Here is a 17,397-nt window from a genome sequence, read left to right as displayed (position 1 = left end):
ACCGCTAAATTAGTGAAATACATCAATCTGGATCCGTCGCTCGTGGCTGACGTTTAGCATTTTCATTCGTTTCCATACCGCTTTTTAATTCGTGGGTTAACGGGTCGTAGTTGGGACGAAGCTCATCCTTGACCGTACCACTCCAAAGTCGAGAGCCCACAAAGTAACCCGCCCGTCCTATCACATGCGCCGCAACGGGGGCTGTCATCAGGATAAACACGATAATCGCAAAGGAGCGAGCGACCACGCCTACCTCAGAAAAATGCATCGCCGATGCCAGCATGATCAAAATAACGCCTAATGCCGCCGCTTTGGTAGTAGCATGCATACGCGTTAGCAGGTCCGGCAAACGTAGCAAGCCAATAGCCGCCAAGAGCATAAATAAAGAGCCTGTCAGCAATAGCACACCTTTAATCGCTTCAATCATCGCGTGGCCCTCCCCGTTCCAAAAAGCGTGCAAAGCCAATCGCGGCTAGAAAGCCCATTAGTGCAATAACGATAGCGGCATCCAGAAAGCTGGCTACCCCGGATTGAATGGCGTAAACGCCTACCAGCCCGACCACCGTAGTAGAAAAAAGCTCAAGCGCCACTACTCGGTCAGGCAGGCTTGGCCCGCGCACCACACGCACAAATGTCAAAATTAGCGCCAGCCCCATAATGATCTGGCTAATCAAGAGAACCGTATCCATTAGCGAAATAACTCCAGGGCTCGATGTTCCATTTCTTTTAAGTTGCGTCTTAGCTCTTCTTCATCATCAAGAAACATGGCGTGGATATAAAGCACCTTTCGGTCATCAGAGACGTCCAGGCTCAGCGTTCCCGGTGTTAAAGAGATCAGGTTAGCCACCAGGGTAATTTCCATTTCAGTGCGTGCGGAAAGCGGCATGGCAATCACGCCTGGCTGCATGTGCCAAGGCGGCGTCACAATATCAAACGCAACACGCAGGTTGGCTTGAACAAGCTCCTTTAGAAAAAAGCCCAGAAAGCCAATAATGCGCGGAATCCTGGCCGGGTAGCCTTTTAATGCGCTGACTTGCGGCTCAATCATCACCAGCGCGATATAGCCGAAAATCATGCCTACCAGCAGGTTTAAGCCAGTGAAGTCGCCGCTTAGCAGCACCCACGCCAATCCTAACAGCAGGTTCCAAATAGCACCGGTCATGGCGCGTCCCCCCCGCCTATTATTTCTACCTGCAACTCACTTGGTATCAGTAGCACATCCTCAACACTCGCGGATACGCCCAACACCGCATCAATATAGCCTCTAGGAGCCAGCAGTTGATCACCAATAGTGGTCATTACGCTCATGATGGGTTCAGCAAAAACCCCGATTAGCACTGAAAACAGAGCCAGCACCACCACGGGCAAATACATCATCCACAGGCTGGGTTTAATAAGCCGCCCGTCATCCCCAGAGGGGGTATTCGATACAGGTACCTGGTTATCGTCTGGCAAGGATTTCCAGAAGACTTCGTTCCATATCTTGACCATGGAGTAGAGCGTTAATAACCCCACACCCAAGGCAATGGCAGTAATCACATACGCCTCGGCTTCAATACCTGCACGCACAATGACAAACTTGGCGAAGAATCCGGATAACGGAGGAACCCCCGCGAGGGAAAATGCTGAGATAAAAAATGCAACGGCAAGCCAAGGGCGCTCTTTATAAAGCCCACCCATCTTTTTTAGCTGGTACGTGCCCTGTAAGCGGTGAGTGATACCGCTAATCAAAAACAGGTTCGTCTTGACAACAATATTGTGCATGATGGCAAACACGCCGCCAGCAATCGCCAAGGGGGTATACAGCGCCAAGCCCAGAATCATATAACCGATCTGGCTGACGATATGAAACGACAAAATACGCCGAAACTCATATTGAGCAGCCGCACCCAGCACCCCGGTCACCATGGTAAGCACCGCCCCCCACAACATTATTTCCTGTAGATAGTCCATCGACTGGTCAAAGATCAAGGTAAACACGCGGAACAGTGAATACACGCCTACTTTGGTGAGAAGGCCTGCAAAAAGCGCTGAAACGGCAACCGGCGGCGTATGATAAGACGCAGGCAGCCAGAAAAAGAGCGGAAAGGCCGCCGCCTTGATCCCAAAGGCCACCATAAACATCACCGCGAGCACCTCGACCATCCCATTGTGCTCAACGGCATTCATGCGCAGTGCGATATCGGCCATGTTAAGCGTACCGACCGTGCCGTACAGCAGCCCCACCGCTGTCAGAAAGATCACCGACGCCAGCAGGTTAAGCGTTACGTACTTTATTGCTCCCTCCATCTGGGCCCGCTCGCCGCCCAAAATCAGTAGCGCAAAAGAGGCCACCAGCATTACTTCAAACCATACATAAAGGTTGAAAATATCACCGGTCAAAAAGGCTCCCGCCACCCCGGCTAACAGCAAGTGCATTAACGGATAATAACCAAATTTCTCATGGCCACGACCGGTCGTCGCCAAGGAGTAAATCCCCATGGCGAGGCCGATGATACCGGTCAGTAGCACCATCACCGCACTTAACATATCGGCGATGAGCGTAATCCCAAACGGCGCAGGCCAGCTGCCCATTTGCATGGTGACATAGCCTTCGGAAAGGGTTGTCGTAAACAGCCAAAGGCTAACGATCAGAAATGCTATATTTCCAGCGACTGCGATAAAGCGCTGCATTGGCCTTGAACGCCAAAACAGTAGTGAAATAGCCCCTGAAAGTAAGGGTAAAAGGACGGGAAGAGCAACTTCAGGCCTCACGTATCAGTATCCTTCATCTTATCCATGTCATCAGCCTTCACCACTTCATAGGCACGACGAATCAATACAACAGCAAAGGCCAGCACACCAAATGCGATAACGATAGCCGTCAGTACAACGGCTTGGGGCAACGGGTCAGCGACATCGCCCATAGGCTGAACCATACCTTCTGGAATCAGCGGTGGCGCGCCCCGCGTCATTCCGGCAGTAGTAAAGATCAATAAGTTAGCAGCGTTGGAAAGCAGCAGTAGCCCAATAACCAGTTTTACAATGGAGCGTCGCAGCATCATAAAAATAGCGGTGGCATACATAACCCCAATCGCTAGCGCCATTACCGGTTCCATGCGAATCCTCCTGTTATGTTAAGGCTCATCCTTATCCACCTCCATCAACGCCATCACCATACCAATCACCGCTCCCAACACCGCCAAGTAAACGCCAATATCAAAAATCAGCGGGGTGGAGGCTTTAAAATCAATAACCGGAATGGTCCACCACTGCGCGGTTAAAAACGGCTGACCCATAAACCAGGCAGGTACAACAGAAATCATGCCTAACAACAGCCCCACGCCAATCAAGTCGCGAGGGTCGACCATCCGTAAAACCTCTTTTGTGGCACTGACGCCAAACGCCAGCAGATACAAGGTAAACGCCCCCGCCGCTACTAACCCTGCAATAAACCCACCGCCGGGCTCGTCGTGTCCACGAAGCAGTAAAAATATCGAAAACATGAGCTGTAGCGGCATTAGAAAGCGGGCCGCCGTGTTTAAAATAATCGTTCCCGATTTAACCATCGTACGGCTCCCTGCTATCAGTATTCCCGCTGTCATTGGTGGGCTTAGCGCTTTCTGGCTCGTGGCGCAGCTTCAGCATAGCGATAACGCCAATGGCGGCTAGCGCCAGTACAAACATCTCGCCCAACGTATCCAGCGCCCGGTAATCCACCAAAATGACGTTGACGATGTTACGGCCAAAAGCGAGCGGTGCGCTGTTTTCAACCATATAGGTAGAAATGGACTCGAACTGGTTAATACTCCAGGCCGTCATGATCAGAAGGAAAATTAATATCCCCATCATCGCAGCTACCGAGCCATCGCGAATACGCTCCAGGCTGGTCGAAAGATGCGAGAAGCGAGGCAGCCTGAACAGTACCAGCACCAGTAAAATAACCGTGAGCGTTTCAACCAGAAGCTGGGTGATCCCAAGGTCAGGGGCGCTGAAAAGAATAAAGACCAGCGCGATTGAGAACCCCATAATACCCACTGACACGACAGCACCCAGCCGGGAGCGGGTGATTGTTGCATATAGGGCACCCATCACCATTGTGCCAACGACGATAGCCTCATGAAACCGTACATCAAGTTCAAAGGCTAACAGCGGAGAGTGGCGCACCAGAATGGAGTTACCCAACAGCGTAATCAGCACGACCAGCATGACTAAAATATAGTTGCGCATATAGCCATTTTGCAGCACACGGGTTTGCCATTCCGCAAACCGAACCAGGCCATTTAACAAGCCTTCATAGCCCGCTTCCGGGCCGTAGCGCATAACAGGGGCCAGCAGCGTTAGCTTGCCTCGTACATTGTCCCAGTACTTGAACAGCAAAAAGCCCAACCCCAGGCTAACAACGGACATTATCAGCGCCGCATTAACGCCGTACCAAAGTGACAGCGCCACTTCTCTCGGCTGCCCTGCCACCGCACTTGCCGCTGACGTTAAAAGAGCGTCAACGCCAAACATGGCGGGCGCCAGACCAAAAACCAGCGAGCCTACGCTTAGCAGTGCGGGTCCCATTAACATGCCGAAAGGTGCTTCATGCGGCGTTTTTGGGGTTTCGTGACGCTTGCCGTAAAAAGGCCGTAGCGCAACAATCGCCGCCACGGCGATAGTCATAATCGCGCTGACAAATGCGAACACGACTAGCAAGCCTTGAAAATCCCCTGCGCCCAGCACCGCTTCAAACTTAAGCTCTTTGCCAATAAAGCCAAGCAACGGCGGCACCCCAGCAAGTGATAGCGCCGCTATCAATGCAATGGTGGCCGTCACCGGCATCAAAGACCTTAACCCGCCCATTGCGGTGACATCCTTGGTGCCCGTTTCATGATCGAGAATACCGGCCACCATGAACAGCGCCCCCTTGTACAAGGAGTGTGCGAGCAAAAAAGTTACAAACGCTGTCATGGCGTACTCGGTACCAATGCCCAGCAGCATCGTCAATGTGCCGAGCGCCATAATGGTTGAGTAAGCCAGCAGCTTTTTAATGTTCGTGTGATGGATAGCCAGGAAGGCGCCCAACAGCAGCGTAATAGCGCCCACCACAGAGAGGATGCTTATCCAGAGTGCCGTTCCACCCAGTTCAGGCTGAAGCCTTGCCATGAGGTAAATACCGGCTTTCACCATGGTGGCAGAGTGCAAATAAGCCGAGACAGGTGTAGGTGCTGCCATGGCGTTGGGCAGCCAGAAATGAAAGGGAAACTGAGCTGATTTAGTGAAAGCGCCCAACAGCAAACAGATAAGCATGGGCGTATAAAGGGCATGCTCTCGCAGGTCGGTTTCCATTGCGCGAATATCGGTTAACGACCACTGGTCGCTGGCGATGCCCAGCAAGATAAGCCCGGCCATCAACGCAAGTCCACCCGCAAAAGTGACAAAAAGCCCTTGGCGAGCCGACTTACGCGCCTGCATATCGGTATGGTTAAACCCGATCAGCAGGTACGAAGTAACGCTGGTTAACTCCCAAAAAATAAACAGCGTAATCAGCCCATCGGCCAACACTAGCCCCAGCATGGACACCATAAAAGCCATCAGCGCGATATGAAACCGCGCGATATCCGGGTGGCCTTTTAAGTAACTCCCCGCATACACCAATACGCACGCGCCAATAACGCTGATTAACAAGCCGAACAGTAAGGACAAACCATCCAGCATAAAGGTGAGGCTGATACCTAACAAAGGCACCCACTGCCACTCCATTAGCAGCGGGCCGTCATTAATGATTGTGGGTGCTTGAGAAAACAGCCACGCAGCGATGAGCGCAGGAAAAAGGGCCAATACCATACTCGTACGGTCTGCAAACCAGCGCTGCATAAGTGGTGCCAACGCGGCTAATACAAACCCCATCAAAACGGCGAATTGCATCTAGCGATATCTCCTGTGTATCTGCCCCATGATGAAGCGGGTTCGTTGAGCATCAATTCCTCTCGCGGTGAGTAGCGATCATCATCCCTGTTCACTGCTCTCTCTTAACTGCTCTGTCTCAAGCACCCTGTCTTAAGAGCTCTATTTCAATAACTCTGCCTTAAGCGCTCGGACCAGATTTTAACGAGCACGCCGAAAGCCGTAGAGTAACAGCGCTTATTTTAAGCACGCGAGGTGATCATAAAGTCGTAGACTCTATAACAGGCCACTGCGTGTTACCAGGCAATCATTCAAAATCAAATAGATAGCGTGCTTATTGTTACTTCATCGCCGTTTATAACGTCTTGATTATCGGTTCATTACGACTGTTGGAGCCAACCCAAAAGCTCGTTATTCACGATGTCCAGCAGCGCCTTTATGTGATCATTACGATCATTTAAGCAGGGAATGTAACTAAACGTTTCGCCGCCTGCTTCCATAAAGCTATCGCGGATCTCCTCCTTGATTTCTTCTAGCGTTTCCACACAGTCGGAGGAGAAAGCAGGCGATAGAATCGCAATATGTTTATGACCCTGCTTGGCAAGCGCGGCTACGTGCTCGACCGTTGCAGGCCCCACCCACTTTTCAGGACCAAACTGCGATTGAAAGGTGGTATCCACTTCCTCCTGACTAAAACCTAGCGTTTCGCCCAGGAGGCGCGTGGTTTTCTGGCACTGGCAATAGTAGGGGTCGCCTTGCATCAAATAGCGCTCAGGCACGCCGTGGTAGCTGGCAACTAACTTGGTGGGCCGCGTCTCAAGCTCGGCGTAAACATCTGTTACCGAATTCGCCAGTGCCTGTAGATAAGCAGGGTGATCAAAATAGGCGGGCACCGTACGAATAGAGGGTTGCCACTTCATCTTCATTAAGGCGCGAAACGCCTCGTCATTGGCGGTTGCAGTGGTCGGCGAGGCGTACTGTGGATAGAGCGGAAAGAAAACAATCTTCTCACAGCCCTTTTCTTTCATCTGCGTGAGCACACTGCGCGTTGAAGGATTGCCGTAGCGCATACAGAAATCCACTTCAACGTTGTCGCCGTATAAGGCCTTAAGCTGCTCCGTCAGTTTTTCGGTTTGCGCCCGCGTGATCGTGAGTAGCGGGCTTTCGTTTTGTTCGGTGTTCCAAATGCTTTTATACGCTTTACCCGACGAAAAAGGCCGCTTGGATAAAATAATCAGTTGCAGAAGCGGCTGCCACTTCCAATCGGGATAATCGACTACCCGCTTGTCGGAGAGAAACTCACTTAAATAACGTCGCATCGACCAATAATCAGTGGCATCGGGCGTCCCCAGGTTAGCCAGAACTACACCTACTTTTGCCCGCGGCACGGCCGGATGATCACTGGATGCATGGGCCAAGCGGCCTTCGCCCGGCTGGTCCACCACAACGCTATCGGTCATTACGCTTACTCCAAAGACGGCTTCTAATTATCAAAAATCTTAACACTTTTCGATAAGGCGCGGCATAAAGTTATACTATCAACATCATTTGTATAACCACCGGTAAAGTGGCACTCCGCCGCCCCACGCCTTACTTCAAATACGCTTTAAGCGCAGATCGAAGATACTTAAAAAATAGCCGCAAGGTGGTCAGAAGCAAAGCACTTGGAAAGCACCTGGAAAGCACGGCGAATAGAGGCAAGTTAAGCGGTTAAAGCAGTGCGCTGACCAGGATGCAGCCGGGCCACTATATAAAGATTTGGGCGTCCGGCGGCTGGTAGGGCTTTGTTGCTTACCGAGCCTGCAAGAAGAGATGAATGCAGGCTGCTGTTTCTTTGCCTGTCACCGCATTAGGGTTTAGGCGAGGGTGGGAAAAACGTTACGCTAACTGTTGTGTGTGCATTCAGTAAATACACAGAGTGGTTCATCAACCGCTTTTTAAAAAACCAGCGGCATTCGTGAGGCTAGCGGCTCGCTGTAATGTGCGTCACGACCAATAACTTCGTCCTGAGGCACATGTTGAACCAGATACGCGCGATGAATACCCGCACGTTTTAGTTCCAAATACACATCATCTAACGAGCGAAACAGCATGGGCTTACCACGTTGGGTGAGCATATGCCGCGCGCCTTCTACATCTTCAAGTTCAAGCTGATAAAAACGACTACCCGAATGCGTAATAACGCGAATTTCGAAATTATCGTGGCTATCGACGAACTGTTTAAGTGCTTTCAGTTCCATGATTCCCTCCTGTTATTGGATACAACAATAGGACCCAGCATGACTGCGTCCTATTACATTCCTGTTACCTTACATTGGCACTTATTGACCAAGAGGGCAACTTTTCAGGAGGTTTCCAGGCTATCAGTCTATTAATACAGCCAAGCTACTGATATTCAGAAGGATCAATCGCCTTACCAAGCGAGTTACGATCAATCCAGTTACCGCCCTTGGTCTCTTTGTAGCGAAATACCACGTTATCGCCGATAGCGACCGGAAGCTCAGCATCTTCTGTTTGATAGCTGTACTTCTCACCATCAACGACCAGCTGATAGCGATAAAGGTCTGGCATACCCAGCCACTCTTTAAAAGGCCCTTCGCGCTCTAATTCCTGAAGTTCTCCGCGCCCTTGAAGCTTGGGAAGACGCTGACGATTACCACGCCGAAAACCACCTGCCATGAATTACTCCCGTTCGTTCTTTTTTCCGTATGCTCAATATATCAAGGGCGTGATGCTGGTCACACCCTCACTCTAGTCACCAAAAGCTTCGCCATAGCTGTCGGGAGCCAGGTCTTCAAAACGGGTATATTTGCCGATAAACGCCATATGCACCGTTCCGATAGGCCCGTTACGCTGCTTACCGATAATGAGTTCAGCCAAGCCCTGATTATCTGGATTATCCTGGTTATACACCTCATCACGATAGACGAAGGCGATAACGTCCGCATCCTGTTCGATGGCGCCTGATTCCCGCAAGTCAGACATAACCGGGCGCTTGTTGGGGCGCTGCTCCAGCGAGCGGTTAAGCTGAGAAAGCGCCACTACCGGACATTTAAACTCTTTCGCCAAGCCTTTTAGCGAGCGCGAAATTTCCGATATCTCCCCCGTGCGGTTTTCAGAAAAACCGGGGATCTGCATCAGCTGAAGGTAGTCGATCATGATCAGCGACATATTGCCGTGCTCACGCACGACACGGCGCAAGCGCGAGCGCATTTCATTAGGTGAAAGCGCAGCGGTGTCATCGATAAAGAGCTGCTTGTCTTTAAGCAGATTGACCGCCGACGTTAGGCGCGGCCAATCCTCATCCTCCAACTGCCCCGAACGCACGCGGGTTTGGTCGATGCGCCCAAGCGATGACAGCACCCTGAGCATTAGCGATTCAGCCGGCATCTCCATGGAGAACACCATCACGGGCTTATCGCTGGAGATAACCGCGTGTTCGACCAGGTTCATCGCAAACGTGGTTTTACCCATGGAGGGACGCCCGGCAATGATGACCAGGTCCGAAGGCTGAAGCCCTGACGTCATCTCATCCAGATCACGAAAGCCGGTTGATAGCCCCGTCATTTCGCCCTTCAGGTTGAAGAGTTCATCAATGCGATCAACCGCTTTGGTGAGAAGCTCGCTCATGCCAATTGGGCCACCCGTTTTAGGGCGCTCTTCGGCAATCTGAAAAACCAACCGCTCAGCTTCATTAAGCAGCTCATCGGCTGGCCGCCCTTGGGGGGCAAAGGCGCCTTCTGCAATCTGATTCGCCGCTCGAATCAGCTTTCTAAGCGTTGCCCGCTCACGCACAATATCCGCATAGGCGCGAATATTGCTCGCCGAAGGCGTATTGCGGGCAAGCTCCGCCAGGAAAGCCAAGCCACCCACGGTATCCAGGTGATCTCGCTCTTCAAGCGCTTCAGACAAGGTGATGACATCAAGGGGTTGTCCAGACTCCGCCAGATGAATCATGACGTTAAACACCAAACGGTGCTCATAACGATAAAAGTCATCGGCTACCAGGCGCTCGGAAACCGTATCCCACGCCTGATTATCCAGCATTAGCCCGCCTAACACCGACTGCTCCGCCTCCAGCGAATGCGGCGGCAGCTTCAGCGCTGCCGTTTCCTGATCAGCAGAAGGCTGGTCCATAGCGAGCTCCTTTCAATAGTGCAGCATAGCCGACAAAGACCACTATCTTAATCGGACAAACCGTTAGCAACCACCGCTAGGTCATCGCATAAAGGGTTATTTCTAAACGCTCAGGGCTTTCAACAAACCACTAGCCGCTTGAAAATAAGCCTTCGTTAAATAGCAACGGGCTTAAATAACACAGGGTTTAAATAACACAGAGCTTAAATAACAAAGGGCGCGGGAAATCCCGCGCCCTTTTGGCGTAAATAGCAGCAGCAAAGTTTACTCTGCGACGACTACCACGCGAACAACGGCGTCCACTTCTGCATGCAGGTGGAGGTCGATGTCGTATTCGCCAGTTTGACGAATCGGGCCTTGCGGCATACGCACTTCGCTCTTGGCAACCTCGATGCCAGCAGAGGAAATAGCGTCGGCCAGATCACGAGGACCGATAGAACCAAACAGCTTGCCTTCGTCGCCAGCTTTAGACACAAGCGAAAGCTCGATGTCGTTCAGCTGCTCAGCGCGGGCTTGGGCTTCTGCTTTACGCTCAGCCGCTTGAGCTTCAAGCTCAGCACGCTGTGCCTGGAACGCGTCAACGTTCTCTTTGGTGGCCGGTACGGCTAAACCGTAAGGCACCAGGTAGTTACGACCATAACCAGGCTTAACAGTGACCTTGTCACCCAGGCCGCCCAGCTTACCAATGTTGTCGAGCAGAATGACTTCCATCTCGTAAACCTCTTGTCAGTTGCCGCGGGCAAGGCGTGCGCGAATGTTCGCGAATGTATCAATCAGCCCCAACAGCAGCACAATGAGAATCGTGGGCCAGGTCGTGATCAGCAGCACATAAAATGCTACCAGCCACAGCCCGTTCATCCCCTTTAATCCAATATAACCATGCACTAACGCAATGCCGGCAACGAGTAGTGGTATCCAGCCGAGTACTGCTAACGCATGTCCCCCAAGCATCATGCCGACCACACAAAGCACCGCTAACACGGCAAGCTCTTTGGGTGCGAGTCGTAACGCATGAAACTCTTCACGAAACCCGCCCGGGTTATATAACCCCGCTTGCCAGCTTCGCGCCAAGGCTAAACATGCAATCGACGCAATCAGAACCACAAGCCCCGTAACGCCCCCCACCACAATGGCAGCCAGCATTTGGGTATCGTACCCCTGATTAGCCAACTCTGTGAGCATACGATCAACGTCCGGAGAGCCTTGTCGTAGTTGCTCAAGCATTGGCCCCATGTCGCCTGGCAGGCTAAAGATGCCGAACTGTACCATTGCTGCAGCCACGAAGGTGCCCGCCAGCAACGCTTCACTCCAACGCATCCTTTCACGCAGGACAACCGCCATCAGCGTTACCAGCAATACGCTGGCCAGCGGGATAACGTCGCCTTGCGACCACCAAAAACCGGCGGGTAGCGCCGCTGCGATAATAACCGGTAGCGCAGGTGCAAAGCCTTTACGCAGGGTTACCAAAGCAGCAATAGCAGCACCTAACCAAAACAGCCACGGCACTAACGTGGCCAGCGCTGCCCCGCCTACGGCGTAAGGCAGCCCTCGCATTAGCCATCTTGCCAGTGCCAGCATCACGTTAAACGCTTACTGGTGGCTATCGGAGTAGGGCAGCAGCGCCAGGTAGCGCGAACGCTTGATAGCAGTCGCCAGCTGACGCTGGTAGCGTGCTTTAGTGCCGGTGATACGGCTCGGAACGATCTTGCCAGTTTCGGTGATATAAGCTTTCAGAGTGTCCAGATCTTTATAGTCGATCTGCTTGACGCCTTCAGCAGTGAAGCGGCAAAACTTGCGGCGACGGAAAAAACGTGCCATGGATTAGCTCCTTAAAACGTGCAGTGGATAGAATCAGGCAGTTTCGACGTCTGAATCAGACTCGGACTCATCAGCGCGCGACTTGTCTTCGCGACGCGGACGCTTCTCTTCTGCCGGCTTCATCATCGGAGAAGCTTCAGTAACCGCTTCCTTGCAGCGTACAACCAGGCTGCGGATGATGGCATCGTTGAAGCGGAAGATGTTCTCGATTTCTTCGAGCGTCTCGCCAGTACATTCAACGTTCATCAGCACGTAGTGGGCTTTGTGAATCTTGTTGATCGGGTAAGCCAGGTGACGACGGCCCCAATCTTCAAGACGATGTACAGTACCAGCGTTTTCGGTAACGATGCTGGTGTAGCGCTCAACCATAGCCGGCACTTGCTCGCTCTGATCCGGATGGACCATAAACACGATTTCATAATGACGCATGAGATCTCCTTGCGGTTTGACAGCTTCCGGTGTGTGCCCCGCACAAGCGAGAACGACGACAGGGAAGCAAGGAGTTACTGAAATGCACCCAACTTACCGCCAAACGGCAATTTAAGGCATTAAGCAGAACTGGTGTTCAACTAACGTATTGGTATCTAACCAACGTACAGGTATTTAACCAACGTAAACATCTGCGCCCGCCTGTAGACAAACGGGCGCGAGTATTCTAGTGGGCGCAGGGTTAACTTGCAAGCTGGCGTTGTCGTACTGCCTCAAACAAACAAATCCCGGTAGCCACAGAGACATTAAGGCTTGAAACCTGCCCTGCCATAGGTAGCTTGGCCAGATTATCGCAGGCTTCCCGCGTTAAACGCCGCATGCCCTTCCCTTCTGCTCCCATTACTAGCGCAGTAGGGCCGGTCAAATCGATGTCAAATACACTAGCCTGGGCTTCACCTGCTGTACCGGTAATCCATACGCCGGCATCTTTAAGCTTGGCAAGCGTACGCGCCATGTTGGTGACCTGATAAACCGGCACTACCTCGGCAGCACCGCAAGCCACTTTACGCACGGTTGCATTTAGCGGTGCGGCCTTGTCTTTTGCCACAATAACGCCATGTGCCCCAGCGGCATCGGCGCTGCGCAAGCAGGCACCAAAGTTATGCACGTCTGTCACGCCATCCAGCACTAGCAAAAGTGGCGGTGTTGGCGCCTGCCAGGCACGCAGCTTTAACCACAAGGACTCTTCGCCTTCAGGCGTAAGTGGCGGGCAGAACGCCACCACTCCCTGATGCGCAGCCCCTTGAGTCAACTGGTCCAGCAGGTCACGCGGCTGCTCTTTAATTCGCGCACCACGCGCTTGCGCCTGAGCAACCACTTCGGCCAAACGACTACCGGCTCCTTGCTGAACCCATAGCTCGCGCGGCGTTTCACCGCGCTCCAACAAACTTTGCAAGGCGTGGGTACCATAGACCTGGTCCAGCCCATCCGGCGTACGTACCGTAGTACGTGCACCACGTCGAGACGACGCCGATTTCATACTTAACTTCTCCTGGGCGTTGACTGACGCGTACGTCGCGGGCCACGACGCGTAGATGGCTTATCTTTCTTGGGCGCAGCGTCGCTCTTGGGAGCGGCCGCTTCATTAGTGTCACCACTGCGGCGTTTACGCGGCTGGCGGCGCGGGCGAGGCTTATCGTCGGTCAAACTGAAATCAATTTTCCGGTCGTCCATATCGACGCGCGCCACTTGCACCGTCAAGCCATCACCCAAGCGATAGGTGGTTCCGGTACGCTCGCCTTTCAGGCGATGCTTCTCTGCCTCATAGTGATAATAATCCGACGGCAGCGACGTCACATGCACCAGGCCTTCGACATAGAACGCATCCAGACGCACAAACAAGCCAAACTGGGTAACCGACGCAATCGTGCCTTCAAAGGTTTCGCCCAGCTTGTCGGACATAAACTCGCACTTCAGCCAGCTTTCTACATCACGGGTCGCTTCATCGGCGCGACGCTCAGTCATTGAGCAGTGTTCGCCAAGTTCAAGCATCTGCTCAAATGTATAAGGGCACCATTTGCTCGGCGGATCGACCGGCGCTCCATCAACGCGCACGACGGTATTGGTTTGACGCGGCCCCCGAATGACCGAACGAATGGCACGGTGCACGAGCAGATCAGGATAACGACGAATCGGCGACGTAAAGTGCGCATACGCCTGATATGCCAAGCCGAAGTGACCTTCATTCTGCGGTGAGTACACCGCCTGATTCATGGAGCGTAGCATGACCGTCTGGATAATATCGGCATCAGGGCGATCAACAATTGCCTCACGAAGCGCCTGGTAATCCTGCGGGGTAGGCATATCGCCGCCACCCACGGAAAGGCCCAGCTCGTTCAGGAACAAGCGCAGCTTATCCAATCGCTCAGGCGTTGGCCGCTCATGAATACGGTACAGCGCGGGCAGATCGTGCTTATCAAGAAAACGTGCGGTCGCAACGTTCGCGGCCAGCATGCACTCCTCAATTAACTTGTGCGCATCGTTACGCTTACGCGGCACAATTTTTTCGATCTTGCGCTCGTCGTTGAAAATGATCGCCGTTTCAGTGGTATCAAAATCAATCGCGCCACGCGTTTCACGAGCCCCGCGTAGCAAGTGATAAAGCTCATGCAGGTTTTGCAGCGGCTTCACCAGCTCGCGGTGTTCCTCACGCAGCGCACTGCCCTCTTCGCTCTCGTTATCAAGCATCGCCGCCACGCTGTTATAAGTGAGGCGAGCATGAGAGTTCATCACGGCTTCATAGAAGGAGTAGCGGCTAATCGCCCCAGTCTTGGAGATATTCATCTCGCAGACCATGACCAGACGATCCACGTTCGGATTGAGCGAACAAAGACCGTTGGATAAAAGCTCCGGCAGCATGGGCACCACCTGCCCCGGGAAATACACCGAGTTGCCCCGCGTGCGGGCTTCATTATCCAGCGCCGTCCCCGGACGCACATAGTGAGAGACATCCGCAATCGCGACGAGTAGCTTCCAACTGCCTGACTTGGTTTGCCAGGCGCACACGGCATCATCAAAGTCCTTGGCAGATTCATCATCAATCGTAACCAGCGGTGTATCTCGCAGGTCAACGCGATGCTTTTTATCTTCCTCCAGCACTTCCGCTGAAATACCGCTGGTTTGATCCAGCACCTCAGGCGGAAATTCAGCAGGAATATCGTAGCTACGAATCGCAATATCGATTTCCATGCCAGGGTCCATACGCTCACCCAACACTTCAATCACTTCACCCACAGGCTGCACGCGGGTAGCCGGCTGCTGCACAATTCTGGCCGAAATCACCTGGCCATCCTTCGCCCCAGCGCAGGCACTGTGAGGAATAATAACTTCCTGAGTAATACGCGGATTTTCAGGAATCAGTATGCCAAATTCCGGCGTATTGCTGCGATATACCCCCACCATTGTTTGCGTATTGCGGGCGATCACATCGGCAATGGTCGCTTCATCGCGGCCACGGCGGTCTGTGCCGCTGATACGGACCAATACATGGTCACCACTGAACACCCGACGCATCTGGCGAGGAGGTAACAACAGATCCGGTTTTTTACCATCATCACGAATCAAGAAGCCAAAACCGTCCCGGTGCCCCAGTACGCTGCCCTTGATCAAATCAAGCTTATCAATTAATGCATAAGCGCCGCGACGGTCACGCAACACTTGACCATCACGCTCCATGGCCGCCATCCGGCGGCGAACGGCTTCAAGGTGATCTTCGTCCTCGATGCCCAGCATGCGGCTCATATTTTCATGGGTAATCGGTTTACCGTACGTTTCCAACGCCGCTAACAGATATTCACGACTAGGCGCCGGATTATCATATTTTTGCGCCTCGCGCTCGGCGTGCGGATCATCACTCAACGTCCAATACTTCATGCGATCGACATCCTTAATTGCATTTGCGGGAGGCGGACAAAAACAGCAGCGGATAGTCGCTGCAGGTAGGGATAGTCAGCGACTGCGTTAATAGGCAGTAAGCTGAAAAACGTCATATTTTGTTTGGTCATGGGGCCAGTATAGCGCTGCATGTTCCATGACCCAACCACCTTAAGCAGCAATTGTGCGATTTGCGCCATAAAATTATCTTTCAGGTCTTGCATTTAACCAGTACCCCGGTATCATACGCGCCACTTGCCCAGATGGCGGAATTGGTAGACGCGCTAGCTTCAGGTGCTAGTGTCCGTATGGACGTGGAGGTTCAAGTCCTCTTCTGGGCACCACGCTTTCTCATGTTATCCTCTTTTCATGAGTAGCAGGTGCAGTGGCAAGTTGATGTGGTTGATGCTTGATATGTATTCGCCCAGGTGGCGGAATTGGTAGACGCGCTAGCTTCAGGTGCTAGTGTCCGTATGGACGTGGAGGTTCAAGTCCTCTCCTGGGCACCATACGAATACAATCAGCAAAATACCCGCAGTACAAATGATGCGCCCAGGTGGCGGAATTGGTAGACGCGCTAGCTTCAGGTGCTAGTGTCCGTATGGACGTGGAGGTTCAAGTCCTCTCCTGGGCACCATTACGTTGGTCCCGTCCGCATCATTGAACAATCCTTTCTATTATTAATCCCCATATTTTGAATATTGTGCCTACGTTTGCGTTGTTCTACTACGTCGTATTTAGCCTCCTTATTTCGTCGATATTACTGAGGGCTTTCCCACCCCCAGCTGAAGCACATTAAATAGTCCACTTACGCTAATCAAAAACGTTACGCTACTGAAAACGCCCAGGTCGCCGTGCGACCTCCTCCAGTGCCCACCCTTGCGTACGCAACTCACCTTCCAGCACGGTTTCCATTTCGGGTGTCAGGTCCGGGAAAAAATTAAGCCCGGTACGCGCTTCTATGTCATTAATAGTGACCAGGTAATCATCTAACGGTTCGTTGCCGCGAACGTCCTGGGGCATGATGAACGCCAGCGCGAGCGGTGCCTCATCGTGTGGGGCAACAATAATCTTATAGAACGCCTCTGGCACTTCGACAAACCCCACCCGATTAAACACATTATCCATAAAATGTTCAGGGAATATCGGCCCGGTAATCGCCTGTACGCGATCAAAACGCGGCGCAAAGTGATTGATCACCGACTCCTCCAACCGCTGCCACAGCTGACGATTTAGATTAGGCCGCTGCGGCGTCATGTTACTCATCAAAAACGTATCAACCTGGGCATCGCGCCCGTGCACTGCGGCAATGGCATAGTTAGGTGCCATATGCCCCCGGTCATAGCCACTCCGGGCATAGCTGTCGGTTTTTACCGGCCAGAGGGTCCGCCAATCCGCTTGAAAACTGGGCCGTGAGCCAATCTGGGTCCCTTCCGGCACCGCCTCCAGCTGGTAACTCACCCACAGCGGGTTAACACGCACATCCGACCAGCCAACTAAATAGCCCTCATTGCGTAATACGCGGTGAAACGTGGTGGGATGAAAACTCTCCCACGTGGGAACGCCCATCCAGGTATACGCATCCTGATGCTGACGCCCCTGAAACTCCCATAACCCCGCTCCCGCGACCACAAACAGCAAAGCGACGCCCAAACGTCGCCCCTCTCGACGCCAGCGCCAAAACGATATCCCCACGTTCCCCTACTCCCC

At 52.8% G+C, this 17,397-nt stretch carries 19 protein-coding genes and 3 tRNA genes; 3 read left to right on the top strand and 19 right to left on the bottom strand.

All coding sequences use genetic code 11. The features are described from left to right. Positions 1 to 22: 22 nt before the first annotated feature. The 18 genes from mnhG to FKN99_RS00605 all read right to left on the bottom strand — a co-directional run bounded on the left by mnhG (position 23) and on the right by FKN99_RS00605 (position 15,911). On the bottom strand, positions 23 to 427 hold the full coding sequence (gene mnhG / locus FKN99_RS00690; protein WP_172116099.1) for a monovalent cation/H(+) antiporter subunit G: 405 nt from the start codon (positions 425 to 427) through the stop codon (positions 23 to 25). After that, positions 420 to 689 (bottom strand): monovalent cation/H+ antiporter complex subunit F, encoded by a 270-nt coding sequence (locus FKN99_RS00685; RefSeq protein WP_087107777.1) that lies wholly within the window; start codon positions 687 to 689, stop codon positions 420 to 422. Before FKN99_RS00685 ends, mnhG begins: the two co-directional genes overlap by 8 nt. Then, positions 689 to 1,162 (bottom strand): Na+/H+ antiporter subunit E, encoded by a 474-nt coding sequence (locus FKN99_RS00680; RefSeq protein WP_172116098.1) that lies wholly within the window; start codon positions 1,160 to 1,162, stop codon positions 689 to 691. The genes FKN99_RS00685 and FKN99_RS00680 overlap by 1 nt, the downstream gene beginning before the upstream one ends. Then, positions 1,159 to 2,754 (bottom strand): Na+/H+ antiporter subunit D, encoded by a 1,596-nt coding sequence (locus tag FKN99_RS00675; protein WP_172116097.1) that lies wholly within the window; start codon positions 2,752 to 2,754, stop codon positions 1,159 to 1,161. Before FKN99_RS00675 ends, FKN99_RS00680 begins: the two co-directional genes overlap by 4 nt. Then, complete coding sequence (locus FKN99_RS00670; RefSeq protein WP_172116096.1) at positions 2,751 to 3,098, bottom strand: Na+/H+ antiporter subunit C; 348 nt, start codon at positions 3,096 to 3,098, stop codon at positions 2,751 to 2,753. Before FKN99_RS00670 ends, FKN99_RS00675 begins: the two co-directional genes overlap by 4 nt. Positions 3,099 to 3,116: 18 nt before the next feature. Next, the gene (locus FKN99_RS00665) at positions 3,117 to 3,548 is read right to left on the bottom strand and encodes a Na+/H+ antiporter subunit B (RefSeq protein ID WP_087107785.1); all 432 of its coding nucleotides are present in this window, start codon (positions 3,546 to 3,548) and stop codon (positions 3,117 to 3,119) included. Next, positions 3,541 to 5,892 (bottom strand): putative monovalent cation/H+ antiporter subunit A, encoded by a 2,352-nt coding sequence (locus FKN99_RS00660; protein ID WP_172116095.1) that lies wholly within the window; start codon positions 5,890 to 5,892, stop codon positions 3,541 to 3,543. The genes FKN99_RS00665 and FKN99_RS00660 overlap by 8 nt, the downstream gene beginning before the upstream one ends. Positions 5,893 to 6,251: 359 nt before the next feature. Then, on the bottom strand, positions 6,252 to 7,331 hold the full coding sequence (gene hemH, locus FKN99_RS00655; RefSeq protein ID WP_172116094.1) for a ferrochelatase: 1,080 nt from the start codon (positions 7,329 to 7,331) through the stop codon (positions 6,252 to 6,254). A 477-nt stretch (positions 7,332 to 7,808) separates the two neighbouring features. Beyond that, positions 7,809 to 8,111 carry a DUF6482 family protein gene (locus FKN99_RS00650; RefSeq protein WP_172116093.1) on the bottom strand — a complete coding sequence of 101 codons (303 nt, stop codon included), beginning with the start codon at positions 8,109 to 8,111 and terminating at the stop codon, positions 7,809 to 7,811. Positions 8,112 to 8,256: 145 nt separating this feature from the next. After that, positions 8,257 to 8,550, bottom strand: a complete 294-nt coding sequence (locus FKN99_RS00645) for a hypothetical protein (RefSeq protein WP_087107793.1) — start codon at positions 8,548 to 8,550, stop codon at positions 8,257 to 8,259. A 72-nt stretch (positions 8,551 to 8,622) separates the two neighbouring features. Next, complete coding sequence (dnaB, locus tag FKN99_RS00640) at positions 8,623 to 10,008, bottom strand: replicative DNA helicase (protein ID WP_172116092.1); 1,386 nt, start codon at positions 10,006 to 10,008, stop codon at positions 8,623 to 8,625. 264 nt (positions 10,009 to 10,272) lie between these two features. Then, on the bottom strand, positions 10,273 to 10,719 hold the full coding sequence (rplI, locus tag FKN99_RS00635; RefSeq protein WP_172116091.1) for a 50S ribosomal protein L9: 447 nt from the start codon (positions 10,717 to 10,719) through the stop codon (positions 10,273 to 10,275). A 15-nt stretch (positions 10,720 to 10,734) separates the two neighbouring features. Then, positions 10,735 to 11,586 carry a hypothetical protein gene (locus FKN99_RS00630; protein WP_087107798.1) on the bottom strand — a complete coding sequence of 284 codons (852 nt, stop codon included), beginning with the start codon at positions 11,584 to 11,586 and terminating at the stop codon, positions 10,735 to 10,737. 12 nt (positions 11,587 to 11,598) lie between these two features. Continuing rightward, positions 11,599 to 11,826: a 30S ribosomal protein S18 gene (rpsR, locus tag FKN99_RS00625; RefSeq protein WP_009097135.1), complete on the bottom strand. Its 228-nt coding sequence runs from the start codon at positions 11,824 to 11,826 to the stop codon at positions 11,599 to 11,601. 33 nt (positions 11,827 to 11,859) lie between these two features. Beyond that, the gene (rpsF, locus tag FKN99_RS00620; protein WP_087107800.1) at positions 11,860 to 12,255 is read right to left on the bottom strand and encodes a 30S ribosomal protein S6; all 396 of its coding nucleotides are present in this window, start codon (positions 12,253 to 12,255) and stop codon (positions 11,860 to 11,862) included. A gap of 241 nt (positions 12,256 to 12,496) precedes the next feature. Continuing rightward, on the bottom strand, positions 12,497 to 13,294 hold the full coding sequence (gene rlmB / locus FKN99_RS00615) for a 23S rRNA (guanosine(2251)-2'-O)-methyltransferase RlmB (RefSeq protein WP_172116090.1): 798 nt from the start codon (positions 13,292 to 13,294) through the stop codon (positions 12,497 to 12,499). A gap of 2 nt (positions 13,295 to 13,296) precedes the next feature. Next, positions 13,297 to 15,687, bottom strand: coding sequence for a ribonuclease R (gene rnr / locus FKN99_RS00610; protein ID WP_172116089.1), 2,391 nt, complete (start codon positions 15,685 to 15,687; stop codon positions 13,297 to 13,299). Then, positions 15,684 to 15,911 (bottom strand): hypothetical protein, encoded by a 228-nt coding sequence (locus FKN99_RS00605; RefSeq protein WP_172116088.1) that lies wholly within the window; start codon positions 15,909 to 15,911, stop codon positions 15,684 to 15,686. Before FKN99_RS00605 ends, rnr begins: the two co-directional genes overlap by 4 nt. Positions 15,912 to 15,944: 33 nt before the next feature. On the opposite strand from FKN99_RS00605, the gene FKN99_RS00600 reads away from it, so the two are divergent. From FKN99_RS00600 to FKN99_RS00590, 3 genes are all read left to right on the top strand, one after another. Continuing rightward, positions 15,945 to 16,031: transfer RNA gene (locus FKN99_RS00600), tRNA-Leu, on the top strand. A 78-nt stretch (positions 16,032 to 16,109) separates the two neighbouring features. After that, positions 16,110 to 16,196 (top strand) — tRNA-Leu (locus FKN99_RS00595). Positions 16,197 to 16,237: 41 nt separating this feature from the next. Beyond that, positions 16,238 to 16,324 (top strand) — tRNA-Leu (locus tag FKN99_RS00590). Between the two features lie 194 nt (positions 16,325 to 16,518). On the opposite strand, the gene FKN99_RS00585 is transcribed toward FKN99_RS00590, so the two are convergent. Beyond that, on the bottom strand, positions 16,519 to 17,382 hold the full coding sequence (locus tag FKN99_RS00585; protein WP_172116087.1) for a DNA/RNA non-specific endonuclease: 864 nt from the start codon (positions 17,380 to 17,382) through the stop codon (positions 16,519 to 16,521). Positions 17,383 to 17,397 lie beyond the last annotated feature (15 nt).

The organism is Halomonas hibernica (assembly GCF_013183775.1).
Classification (GTDB): domain Bacteria; phylum Pseudomonadota; class Gammaproteobacteria; order Pseudomonadales; family Halomonadaceae; genus Vreelandella; species Vreelandella citrativorans.
The sequence above is the reverse complement of the archived record's forward strand: the minus strand, read 5'-3'. Positions and strand labels throughout refer to the sequence as shown.

Excerpts from the sequence above, each read along its gene's own strand:
- FKN99_RS00665 (WP_087107785.1), bottom strand. The coding sequence starts at position 3,548 with ATGGTTAAATCGGGAACGATTATTTTAAACACGGCGGCCCGCTTTCTA.
- FKN99_RS00645 (WP_087107793.1), bottom strand. The coding sequence starts at position 8,550 with ATGGCAGGTGGTTTTCGGCGTGGTAATCGTCAGCGTCTTCCCAAGCTT.
- rnr (WP_172116089.1), bottom strand. The coding sequence starts at position 15,687 with ATGAAGTATTGGACGTTGAGTGATGATCCGCACGCCGAGCGCGAGGCG.
- FKN99_RS00680 (WP_172116098.1), bottom strand. The coding sequence starts at position 1,162 with ATGACCGGTGCTATTTGGAACCTGCTGTTAGGATTGGCGTGGGTGCTG.
- rlmB (WP_172116090.1), bottom strand. The coding sequence starts at position 13,294 with ATGAAATCGGCGTCGTCTCGACGTGGTGCACGTACTACGGTACGTACG.
- hemH (WP_172116094.1), bottom strand. The coding sequence starts at position 7,331 with ATGACCGATAGCGTTGTGGTGGACCAGCCGGGCGAAGGCCGCTTGGCC.
- rpsF (WP_087107800.1), bottom strand. The coding sequence starts at position 12,255 with ATGCGTCATTATGAAATCGTGTTTATGGTCCATCCGGATCAGAGCGAG.
- mnhG (WP_172116099.1), bottom strand. The coding sequence starts at position 427 with ATGATTGAAGCGATTAAAGGTGTGCTATTGCTGACAGGCTCTTTATTT.
- rplI (WP_172116091.1), bottom strand. The coding sequence starts at position 10,719 with ATGGAAGTCATTCTGCTCGACAACATTGGTAAGCTGGGCGGCCTGGGT.
- FKN99_RS00650 (WP_172116093.1), bottom strand. The coding sequence starts at position 8,111 with ATGGAACTGAAAGCACTTAAACAGTTCGTCGATAGCCACGATAATTTC.
- FKN99_RS00605 (WP_172116088.1), bottom strand. The coding sequence starts at position 15,911 with ATGCAAGACCTGAAAGATAATTTTATGGCGCAAATCGCACAATTGCTG.
- FKN99_RS00685 (WP_087107777.1), bottom strand. The coding sequence starts at position 689 with ATGGATACGGTTCTCTTGATTAGCCAGATCATTATGGGGCTGGCGCTA.
- FKN99_RS00660 (WP_172116095.1), bottom strand. The coding sequence starts at position 5,892 with ATGCAATTCGCCGTTTTGATGGGGTTTGTATTAGCCGCGTTGGCACCA.
- FKN99_RS00670 (WP_172116096.1), bottom strand. The coding sequence starts at position 3,098 with ATGGAACCGGTAATGGCGCTAGCGATTGGGGTTATGTATGCCACCGCT.
- FKN99_RS00630 (WP_087107798.1), bottom strand. The coding sequence starts at position 11,586 with ATGCTGGCACTGGCAAGATGGCTAATGCGAGGGCTGCCTTACGCCGTA.
- rpsR (WP_009097135.1), bottom strand. The coding sequence starts at position 11,826 with ATGGCACGTTTTTTCCGTCGCCGCAAGTTTTGCCGCTTCACTGCTGAA.
- dnaB (WP_172116092.1), bottom strand. The coding sequence starts at position 10,008 with ATGGACCAGCCTTCTGCTGATCAGGAAACGGCAGCGCTGAAGCTGCCG.